The sequence below is a fragment of the Blastococcus sp. CCUG 61487 genome (assembly GCF_005222955.1).
GTDB lineage: Bacteria > Actinomycetota > Actinomycetes > Mycobacteriales > Geodermatophilaceae > Blastococcus.
Window position 1 is genome coordinate 1 of record NZ_LWUA01000031.1, and the last position, 9,193, is coordinate 9,193.

General features: G+C 74.7%; 12 protein-coding genes. All 12 read right to left on the reverse strand.

Annotation, left to right across the window (positions count from 1 at the left end; genetic code table 11):
• The coding region (locus A6V29_RS03225; RefSeq protein WP_170977669.1) for a chromosome segregation SMC family protein at nucleotides 1-999 on the reverse strand (999 nt) is incomplete at its 3' end.
• Nucleotides 1,000-1,109: 110 nt separating this feature from the next.
• On the reverse strand, nucleotides 1,110-1,298 hold the full coding sequence (locus A6V29_RS03230; RefSeq protein WP_137158959.1) for a hypothetical protein: 189 nt from the start codon (nucleotides 1,296-1,298) through the stop codon (nucleotides 1,110-1,112).
• A 151-nt stretch (nucleotides 1,299-1,449) separates the two neighbouring features.
• Nucleotides 1,450-1,584, reverse strand: coding sequence for a hypothetical protein (locus A6V29_RS21870; RefSeq protein ID WP_283956334.1), 135 nt, complete (start codon nucleotides 1,582-1,584; stop codon nucleotides 1,450-1,452).
• Nucleotides 1,585-1,712: 128 nt separating this feature from the next.
• Nucleotides 1,713-2,588, reverse strand: a complete 876-nt coding sequence (mutM, locus tag A6V29_RS03240) for a bifunctional DNA-formamidopyrimidine glycosylase/DNA-(apurinic or apyrimidinic site) lyase (protein ID WP_137158960.1) — start codon at nucleotides 2,586-2,588, stop codon at nucleotides 1,713-1,715.
• 3 nt (nucleotides 2,589-2,591) lie between these two features.
• Nucleotides 2,592-3,362 (reverse strand): ribonuclease III, encoded by a 771-nt coding sequence (rnc, locus tag A6V29_RS03245; RefSeq protein ID WP_137158961.1) that lies wholly within the window; start codon nucleotides 3,360-3,362, stop codon nucleotides 2,592-2,594.
• A gap of 17 nt (nucleotides 3,363-3,379) precedes the next feature.
• Nucleotides 3,380-3,559 carry a 50S ribosomal protein L32 gene (gene rpmF / locus A6V29_RS03250; RefSeq protein ID WP_137158962.1) on the reverse strand — a complete coding sequence of 60 codons (180 nt, stop codon included), beginning with the start codon at nucleotides 3,557-3,559 and terminating at the stop codon, nucleotides 3,380-3,382.
• Nucleotides 3,560-3,561: 2 nt separating this feature from the next.
• Nucleotides 3,562-4,188: a YceD family protein gene (locus tag A6V29_RS03255; protein ID WP_137158963.1), complete on the reverse strand. Its 627-nt coding sequence runs from the start codon at nucleotides 4,186-4,188 to the stop codon at nucleotides 3,562-3,564.
• Nucleotides 4,189-4,302: 114 nt separating this feature from the next.
• Complete coding sequence (locus A6V29_RS03260) at nucleotides 4,303-4,977, reverse strand: ATP synthase subunit B family protein (protein ID WP_137158964.1); 675 nt, start codon at nucleotides 4,975-4,977, stop codon at nucleotides 4,303-4,305.
• Nucleotides 4,974-5,462, reverse strand: coding sequence for a pantetheine-phosphate adenylyltransferase (gene coaD, locus A6V29_RS03265; RefSeq protein ID WP_137158965.1), 489 nt, complete (start codon nucleotides 5,460-5,462; stop codon nucleotides 4,974-4,976). Before coaD ends, A6V29_RS03260 begins: the two co-directional genes overlap by 4 nt.
• The gene (gene rsmD, locus A6V29_RS03270; protein WP_137158966.1) at nucleotides 5,459-6,013 is read right to left on the reverse strand and encodes a 16S rRNA (guanine(966)-N(2))-methyltransferase RsmD; all 555 of its coding nucleotides are present in this window, start codon (nucleotides 6,011-6,013) and stop codon (nucleotides 5,459-5,461) included. Before rsmD ends, coaD begins: the two co-directional genes overlap by 4 nt.
• Nucleotides 6,013-8,202, reverse strand: coding sequence for an ATP-dependent DNA helicase RecG (gene recG, locus A6V29_RS03275; RefSeq protein ID WP_170977670.1), 2,190 nt, complete (start codon nucleotides 8,200-8,202; stop codon nucleotides 6,013-6,015). Before recG ends, rsmD begins: the two co-directional genes overlap by 1 nt.
• A 2-nt stretch (nucleotides 8,203-8,204) precedes the next feature.
• On the reverse strand, nucleotides 8,205-9,193 hold a 989-nt coding region (locus A6V29_RS03280; protein ID WP_502700065.1), incomplete at its 5' end, for a fatty acid kinase subunit FakA-related protein.

A 9,193-nucleotide genomic window follows, 5' to 3' on the forward strand; every position in this document is an offset into this window, starting at 1 on the left:
CTCGGCGTCCAGCTGGTCGGGCTCGCGGCCCGCCGTCGTGGCCGGAGCGGCCGCCGACAGGTGCCGGGAGCGCTCCCCCGCCAGCGAGGCGACGCCGCGGAAGCGCTCGGTCAGCGCCGAGAGCCGGTACCAGGTCTCCGAGGCCGCGGCGAGCCGCGGGGCGCTCTCGGCCAGGCCGGACTCCAGCTCTCCCTCGCGGCGGGAGATGCCGGCCAGGTCGCGCTCCACGGCGCTCCGGCGCTCGCGGGCCGCGGTCTCGTCGGCGACGTCCTTGTCCAGGGCGTCGCGGAGCTGGACCAGGTCGTCGGCGAGCAGCCGCAGCCGGGCGTCGCGCAGGTCGGCCTGCACGCCGGCGGCCCGGCGGGCGACCTCGGCCTGGCGTCCCAGGGGCTTGAGCTGGCGGCGCAGCTCGGCGGTGAGGTCGGCCAGCCGGTCGAGGTTGGCCTGCATCCCGTCGAGCTTGCGGAGCGCCTTCTCCTTGCGCTTGCGGTGCTTGAGGACGCCGGCGGCCTCCTCGATGAAGGCGCGGCGGTCCTCCGGGCGGCCGGAGAGGACGGCGTCGAGCTGGCCCTGCCCGACGATGACGTGCATCTCGCGGCCGATGCCGGAGTCGCTGAGCAGCTCCTGGACGTCGAGCAACCGCACCTTGTCGCCGTTGATCTCGTACTCGCTCTCCCCGGAGCGGTACATGCGGCGGGTGATCGACACCTCGGTGTAGGCGATCGGCAGCGCGCCGTCGGTGTTGTCGATCGTCAGGGTCACCTCGGCGCGGCCCAACGCGGGCCGGCCGGCGGTGCCGGCGAAGATGACGTCCTCCATCTTGCCGCCGCGCAGACTCTTCGCGCCCTGCTCGCCGAGGACCCACGCGATGGCGTCGACGACGTTGGACTTGCCCGACCCGTTGGGGCCGACGACGGCGGTGATGCCGGGCTCCAGCCGCAGCGTCGTGGCGGACGCGAAGGACTTGAAGCCCTTGAGCGTCAGGCTGGAGAGGTGCACAGGTCCCGAATCTAGGGGTTACTGCGCCGGAATCCGCGGATTTGGGGGGACCAGCGGGGGCGATGTGACGGAATGGTCCGCCGAGGTCGGCCCCGGAGCGGCGACGAGCGTCAGGCGAGCGCGGGCTCGTTGTCGCCGGTGAGCGAGAGCAGCTCGTGGGCGAGGGCGGCCTCGCGCTGGGCGCGGAGCTCCTCGAGCTCCTGCTCCAGCCGGCGCACCTTGCCCCGCAGGACGGCGTTCTCCTCGACGAGGCGGAGCTCCGCGGGTGCTACGAGGTGACCGAACAGGGCCTTGGCCATGACTGCAGCGGCCTTTCCGAGCGAGAGGGTGAGCCCGGCGCCCCGGGTGACGGTCGGCGCGAGCTGTGGTATGGGTCCCAGGGTGACAGGCCTGGTTGCGCAGGTCAACGCGAGGACGGCGAGCCACCGCCGTCGGGTGGTGTCGCCTTCGTCACTCCGTCGTGAAGCCCCGCACGCCTACCGCCGGCTCGTCCCGGGCCTCGACGCCGGTCACGCGACCGGGTGCGCGCGGCCCGTCCAGCTCGGCGAGGACACGGGCCACGGCGTCGTCCGCCCCCTCCAGCACGACCTCCACCCTCCCTAGAAGGACCCCACTGCCCCCCACGCCTCGCACGCTCGGCGCGGGCCCCTGCAGCGGGGCCAGGTACCCGACGCCCTGGACACGACCGGAGACCAGCGCGACCATCCGCCGGGTCACGAGCGCCTCGCCCGCGGACGGGGCTGGCACTGCGGGCAGCTGTAACTGGAGCGGTTCATGAACGACTCCCGCCGGATGGGCGTGCCGCAGCGGGGGCAGGGCCGGTCGAGCTGGCCGTAGACGGCGAGGAAGCGCGAGAAGTAGCCGCTCTGCCCGTTGACGTCGACGTAGAGCGAGTCGAAGGACGTGCCGCCCTGCGCCAGCGCCTCCCCCAGCACGTCGCGGACGCCGTCGAGCAGATCGGCGACCTGGCCGCGGGTGAGCCTGTCGGTGGGGCGGGCACCGTGCAGTCGCGCGCGCCACAGCGCCTCGTCGGCGTAGATGTTGCCGACGCCGCCGATCAGCGTCTGGTCGAGCAGCGCCCGCTTGACCTCGGTCCGGCGGCGGCGCAGGGCCGCGGTGAAGGCGTCGACGTCGAATCCCGGGTCGAGCGGGTCGATCGCGATGTGCGCCAGCCGGGCGGGGATGTCGTCGCCGTCCATCTCCTCCACCGCCAGCCCCCCGAAGGTGCGCTGGTCCACGAAGCGCAGCTCGCGGCCGCCGTCGGTGAAGGTGAAGCGCGCCCGCAGGTGCGTCTCGTCGGGGGCGGTCCGCTTCTCGACCAGGAGCTGACCGCTCATCCCGAGGTGGGCGACGAGCGCGCGTCCGGACGGGCTGCCGTCGGGGTCGGCCATCGGCAGCCACAGGTACTTGCCCCGGCGGTGAGCGGCGGTGAGGGTGCGGCCGGTGAGCGCCTGCACGAAGGAGTCGGCGCCCTCCAGGTGCCGGCGGACGGCGCGCGGGTGGTGCACCTCGACCTCGGCGACGGTGCGCCCGGCCACCCACTGCTCCAGGCCCCGCCGCACCACCTCGACCTCGGGCAGCTCCGGCACGGGTCAGGCCTCGGCGCGCAGTGCTCGGTAGGCCGCCTCGGCGGCCTCCTGCTCGGCGGCCTTCTTGGTGCGGCCGCGGCCGCGGCCGCGGACGGTGCCGCCGAGCAGCACTTCGGCGCTGAAGGTCTTGGCGTGGTCGGGGCCCTCGTCCTGCGTTCGGTAGCTGGGGGCGCCGAGGCCGCGCTGCGCGCCCAGCTCCTGCAGGCTGGTCTTCCAGTCCAGGGCGGCTCCGCGGCCCGCGGCCTCCACCAGCAGGGGGTCGAACAGCCGGTGCACGAGCGCGGCCGCGGCCTCCAGCCCGCAGCCGAGGTGCACGGCTCCGATCAGGGCCTCGACGGCGTCGGCCAGAATCGAGTCCTTGTCCCGCCCACCGGTGCTCTCCTCGCCGCGGCCGAGCAGCAGGTGCGGACCCACACCGCCCTCCCCCAGCCGCCGGGCCACGCCCGCCAGCGAGGTCATGTTGACCACCGAGGCACGCAGCTTGGCCAGCTGACCCTCGGGGAGGTTCGGCTGGCTGCGGTACAGCTCGTCGGTGACGACGAGGCCGAGCACCGAGTCACCGAGGAACTCGAGGCGCTCGTTGGTCGGCAGGCCGCCGTTCTCGTACGCGTACGAGCGATGGGTGAGCGCGAGCCCGAGCAGCTCTCCGGGGAGCTCGACCTCCAGGGCCGCCCGCGCCCAGGCGGCGGCGCGCTCGGCGTGCTCGGTCCCGCCGGGGGGACGGCCGCCGGCCGCACCCTCGGTCGGGTGCGGTGCGGCGGCCGTCGTCCCCACGGCTGGAACTGGCGGGGTCAGACCGACAGGACCTGGCGGCCGGAGTGCTGGCCGCAGTTCTGGCACGCCTGGTGCGGCGGCTTGAGCTCGCCGCAGGCGCGGTTCGGGCAGGGCGCCAGCGTGGGAGCCGTGGCCTTCCACTGCGAGCGGCGCATGCGGGTGTTGGCGCGGGACATCTTCCGCTTCGGAACGGCCACGGTCAGTTCTCCTTGGTGGGGTCGTCGTCGCCGGGGGTACCCGACGAGGAGGCGAGACGCTCGGCGAGACCGGCCCAGCGGGGGTCGGTCACCTCGTGCGCGTGGTCGGGGGGCAGGTCGTCGATCCGCTGGCCGCAGTCGACGCAGAGGCCGCCGCAGTCCTCGTCGCAGACCGGCGACAGGGGCAGGCTGAGGACGACGGTGTCGCGGGCCATCGGCTCCAGGTCGAGGAAGTCACCCTCGACCAGGCGCACCTCGTCCTCCTCGCTGGTGGCCTCGGTGGTGCTGCCCTCGTAGGCGTACAGCTCCTGGATGTCCAGGGTGAGGGTGTCCTCCACCGGCTCGAGGCAGCGCGCGCAGGAGCCGACGAGCGGCACGGAGATCTCGCCGGAGACCAGCACGCCCTCCATCACCGACTCCAGCCGCAGGTCCAGGCGCACGTCACCGTCGGCGGGGACGCCGATCAGCTCGACCTTCCAGCCCTCGGGAGCGCGGATAGTGCGGTCCAGCTCCTGCATCGACCCCGCGCGACGGCCCAGCTCCCGGAGATCGATCTTCCAGGGGTTGGCCGAGGGACGCCGGGCCTCGGAGGCGGCGGCGTCGCGTCGGTGCGCAGGTGCGGCAGGCATGTCGGTACTCGCGGTAGGCAGTGGGGCGGCTCGACCGGGGCGGGACCACCGGCTGTCGAACCAGGGAACGAGACTACCCGACCAGCGTCGCGCCGCCGTCCCCGGCGAGGGAGATCACTCGCGGAGGGTGGTGCGGGCCTTCTCCACCGACCTGAGCATCCGCTCGAGCGTCGTCCCGAAGTCGGCCAGCCGGGTGTCGACGTACTCGTCGACCTCCCCGCGCATCCGCGCGGAGTCGGCGTGCGCCTGTGCGCCGAGCTCGTCGGCACGGGCGACCGCGGTGCGGTACACCTCGGTCTCGGTCATGAGCCGCTCGTGCTCCGCCTGCGCCTCGGCGATCATCGCCTCCCGGCGACGGCCGCCGTCGGCCACCAGCGCCTCGGCCTCGGCCTCGGCGTCGACCACGATCTGCTCGGCGTCGGCCTGCGCCCGGGCGAGCAGCTCCTCCCGCTGGCGGCGCGCGGCGGCCAGCAGCTCGTCGCGCTGGTGCTCGGCCTGCACGAGGAGCTGCTCGGCGTCGTCCCGGGTGCGGGTGGTGAGCCGTTCGGCCTCGGCCTGCGCCTGCTGGAGGATCTCGGTCCGCTGCTCGACGATCGCGCCGGCGGCCTGCACGTCCTCGGGCAGGGACTCCCGGAGGTCGTCGAGCAGGTCGAGCACGTGGTCGCGGGGGACCATGCAGGAGCCGGACATCGGCACGCTGCGCGCGTTCTCGATGACGGTGGTGAGCTCGTCCACCGTCTCGTACAGCCGGTAGACGACCTCGGTCGTGTGCGTGCGCGGCCTGGTCACTGCTGACCGGCCTGCGCGGCCCGCTCGCGGAGCCGGTCGTCGACGGCCGCGGGGACCATCCCGGACACGTCCCCGCCGAACGTGGCGATCTGCTTGATCAGGCTCGAGGAGAGGTGCCCGACCTGCGGCGCGGTGGGCACGAACAGCGTCTCGATGCCGGCCAGCTCGCGGTTCATCTGGGCCATCTGCAGCTCGTACTCGAAGTCGCTGACCGCTCGCAGGCCCTTGACGATGACCGGCACGTCGTGGGCGCGGCAGTAGTCGACCAGCAGGCCGGTGAAGCTGTCGACGGTGACGTTGGGCAGGTGCGCGACGGCCGCACGGAGCAGCTCCATGCGCTCCTCGACCGGGAAGAACCCCGCCTTGCCCGGGTTCACCAGCACCGCCACGACGAGTTCGTCGTACAGCGCGGCGGCCCGTTCGAAGACGTCGACGTGCCCGTTGGTGACCGGGTCGAAGGAACCAGGGCAGACGGCGCGTCTCACGACAGGCGACCGTACCGGAGCACGGCGTCCCCGTAGCGCCGGTCGCGCAGTCCGACCAGGGGTGTCGGCCACTCCCACGGCTCCTCGCGGCTGCCGCGCTCGACGACGACCACGGCACCGGGGGCCAGCCAGCCCCGCTCGACCAGCGCTCCGAGGACCTCGAGCACCTCGCTCACCGGCGTGGCGTACGGCGGATCCGCGAGCACGACGTCGAAGGGCTCCGGCGGTGTTCCGCGCACCACGGTGGGCACGGACCCGGCAAGAACCCGGCCCCCGGGCAGCCCCACGGTGGCGAGGTTGGCCCGCAGCACGGGGAGCACCGAGGGTGCGGACTCGACCAGCAGCACCGAGCGCGCGCCGCGGCTGAGCGCCTCCAAGCCGAGCGCGCCGGAGCCCGCGTACAGGTCGAGGACGGCCGCGCCCTCGAGCTCCACCAGGCTGCCCAGGCTGTTGAACAGCGCGCCGCGGGCCTTGTCCCCGGTGGGGCGCACCCCCGTGCGCGGCACCTTGAGCCGCCGCCCGCCGGCCAACCCCGCGATCACGCGGGTCATCAGGCCTTCTCCAGGTAGTCGGCGCGCTCGTCGGTGGCGAGCGCCGCGACCTCCGCCGCCAGCCCGGGATGGTCGGCCAGCCCGCGGTCGGTGGCCAGCAGCGCCGTGGCCTCGCCGCGCGCGGTCGCGATGAGCTCCTCGTCCTCCAGCAGGGACAGCAGCCGGATGCCGGAGCGCTTGCCGGACTGCGCCGCGCCGAGGACGTCGCCCTCCCGCCGGGTCTCCAGGTCCAGCCGGGCGAGCTCGAAGCCGTCGGAGGTGGCCGCCACGGCGGCGAGCCGCTGACCCGTGGGCGAGGCGGTGGGGGCATCGGTGACCAGCAGGCACAGCCCTGGGTGCTTCCCGCGGGCCACCCGGCCGCGGAGCTGGTGCAGCTGGCTGACGCCGAAGCGGTCGGCGTCCATGACGACCATGACCGTGGCGTTGGGCACGTCGACGCCCACCTCGACGACGGTGGTGGCCACCAGCACCTGCGTCGTGCCGGCGGCGAACGCGCTCATCGCGGCGTCCTTCTCCTCCGGGGTCATCCGGCCGTGCAGCACGTCCAGCCGCAGGTCCGACAGCGGGCCGGAGCGGAGGAACTCGGCCACGTCGAGCACGGCCAGCGGCGGGCGCCGGTCACCGCGGCCCTCGTCGTCCGGTGCGCCGTCGGCGTCCTCCGGCTGGTCGTCGGGGCCGGCCACGTCGCCGATCCGGGGGCAGACGACGTAGGCCTGCCGGCCGGCCAGCACCTCCTCCCGGAGCCTCGCCCAGGCCCGGTCGACCCAGCCCGGCTTCTCCACCGCCGGGACGACCGAGCTCGACACCCCGCCGCGCCCGCTGGGCAGCTGGCGCAGCGTCGAGATCTCGAGGTCGCCGTAGACCGTCATCGCCACCGTGCGCGGGATCGGGGTGGCGGTCATGACCAGCACGTGCGGCGGCCGGTGGCCCTTGGCGCGCAGGGCGTCGCGCTGCTCGACGCCGAAGCGGTGCTGCTCGTCGACCACGACCAGCCCCAGGTCGGCGAACTCGACGCCCTCCTGCAGCAGGGCGTGCGTGCCGATCACGATGCCGGCGCTGCCGTCGGCCACCTCGGCGAGGGCCTGGCGGCGTGCCGCGGCCTTCAGCGACCCGGTGAGCAGGGTGACCCGGGTGCCGTCGGGATCGCCGTCCAGCTCGCCGGCCCGGCCCAGCGGCCCGAGCAGGTCGCGGATGCCGCGGGCGTGCTGGGCGGCCAGCACCTCGGTGGGCGCCAGCAGCGCGGCCTGCCCCCCGGCGTCGACCACCTGGGCCATGGCGCGCAGGGCCACCACCGTCTTGCCCGATCCCACCTCGCCCTGCAGCAGGCGGTGCATGGGCTGGTCGCGGTCGAGCTCGGCGGCGAGCTCCTCCCCCACCTCGCGCTGGCCCTCGGTGAGCGCGAAGGGCAGGGCGGCGTCGACGGCGTCGAGCAGCCCGCCGGACCGGCGGGACCGGGCGGTGCCCGGCTCCAGCGCGGCCGCCCGGCGGCGGGCGGCCAAGGTCAGCTGCAGGACGAGCGCCTCGTCCCACTTGAGCCGCTCCTCGGCGCGCTCGACGTCCTCCATCGTGGTGGGCCGGTGGATGTCCAGGAGCGCGGCGGCCAGGGGCAGCAGCCCGTGCCGGGCGCGGATCTCCTCCGGCAGCGGGTCGCGCACGAGGTCCCCGAACCCGCCCCCGGCGCCCAGCAGCAGCGTCACCGACTTCTGGATGACCCAGCTGGAGACGTCCTTGCTCGCCGGGTAGATCGGCACGAGCGCCCGCGCCCAGTCGTCCTCGTCCGCGGAGCCGGTGATCAGGTGCATGTCGGGGTGCGCGAACTGCTTCTCCCCGCGGTACTCGCCGACGGTGCCGGCGAACATCCCCCAGGCGTTCGGCTTCAGGTGCGCGTGCCGGTGGTTGAAGAAGACCAGCTTCATCCGGCCGCTGCCATCGCCCACGACCACCTCGGTGAGCGAGCCGCGGCGGTTGCGCATGGGCCGGGTGGTCACGCTCTTCACCTGGGCCAGCACGGTGACCCGGTCGCCCACCTGCACGTCGGCGAGATCGGCCTGCTCGCCCCGCCGGGCGTAGCGGCGCGGGTAGTGGCGCAACAGGTCCAGCACCGTGTGCAGGCCCAGCTGCTCGGCCATCCCGGTCGCGGTCTTGGGTCCGAGCACCTTGCTCAGCGGGGTCCCGAGGGTGACCGCCACCGTCACTCCACCCCGATCTGCAGCGGCGGCGAGACCGGGCCGCCGGCATAGCGGACCACGTCCACGGTGGGGTGCGCCGCGGCCAGGTGGGCGCACACGGTGTCGGCGAGCGCCTCGTCCGAGCCCACGAGCAGGGTGACCATCTCCCCGCCGGCGGACAGCATCCGGTCGAGCAGGTCGCAGGCGACGGCGTCGAGCGCCGGGCCGATGACGACGACGTCGCCCTCCGCGGAGCCCAGCGCGTCACCGGGCCGGCAGAGACCGGCCGAGGTCAGCGCCTGCTGGTCGGCCACGGTGACCTCGGCCCACCGGGTGGCCGCGGCGGCCTCCGCCATGGCGATGACGTCGTCGCCGAAGCGACGGTCGGGGTCGCTGACCGCGCAGGCGGCCAGCCCCTGCACCGGCGAGCGGGTCGGGACGACGCCCACCTCCCGGCCGAGCTCGCGGGCGCGCGCCGCGGCGCGACCCGCCACGGGGACCAGGTCGGCGTCGTTGGGCAGCACGACGGACTCGTGCGCGGACGAGGCGAGGATCTCGTCGAGGACGTCGTCCTCCTGCACGCCCTCGGGACCGCAGACGACCACCCGGACGCCGGCCTCGGCGAACAGCTCGGCGAGCCCGTCGCTGGGGACGACGGCGACGAGCGCGCGCGTGCCGGGGACCGGCTCGGGCGGCCGGACGGGCGCCAGCGGTGTGACGGAGATCTGGTACGGCCGACCGGCGGCGATCCCCGCCTCGATCGCGGCGCCGATGTCGGAGACGTGGACGTGGACGTTCCACTCCCGGCCGGTGGGGGTGTCCACGCCGACGACGACGAGGCTGTCGCCGAGCTCGGCGAGCCGCGCCTGCAGCGTGCCGACGGCCTCCTCGTCGGCGTCGGCGAGCAGGTACTGCACCTCGCTGCCCGGTCCGGGAGGCGGCTGGTGCGGCACGTCCCGCGGGTCGGGCCGGTGGTCGTGCCGGTGGCCGCGCGCCGTGCGGCGGGCCAGCG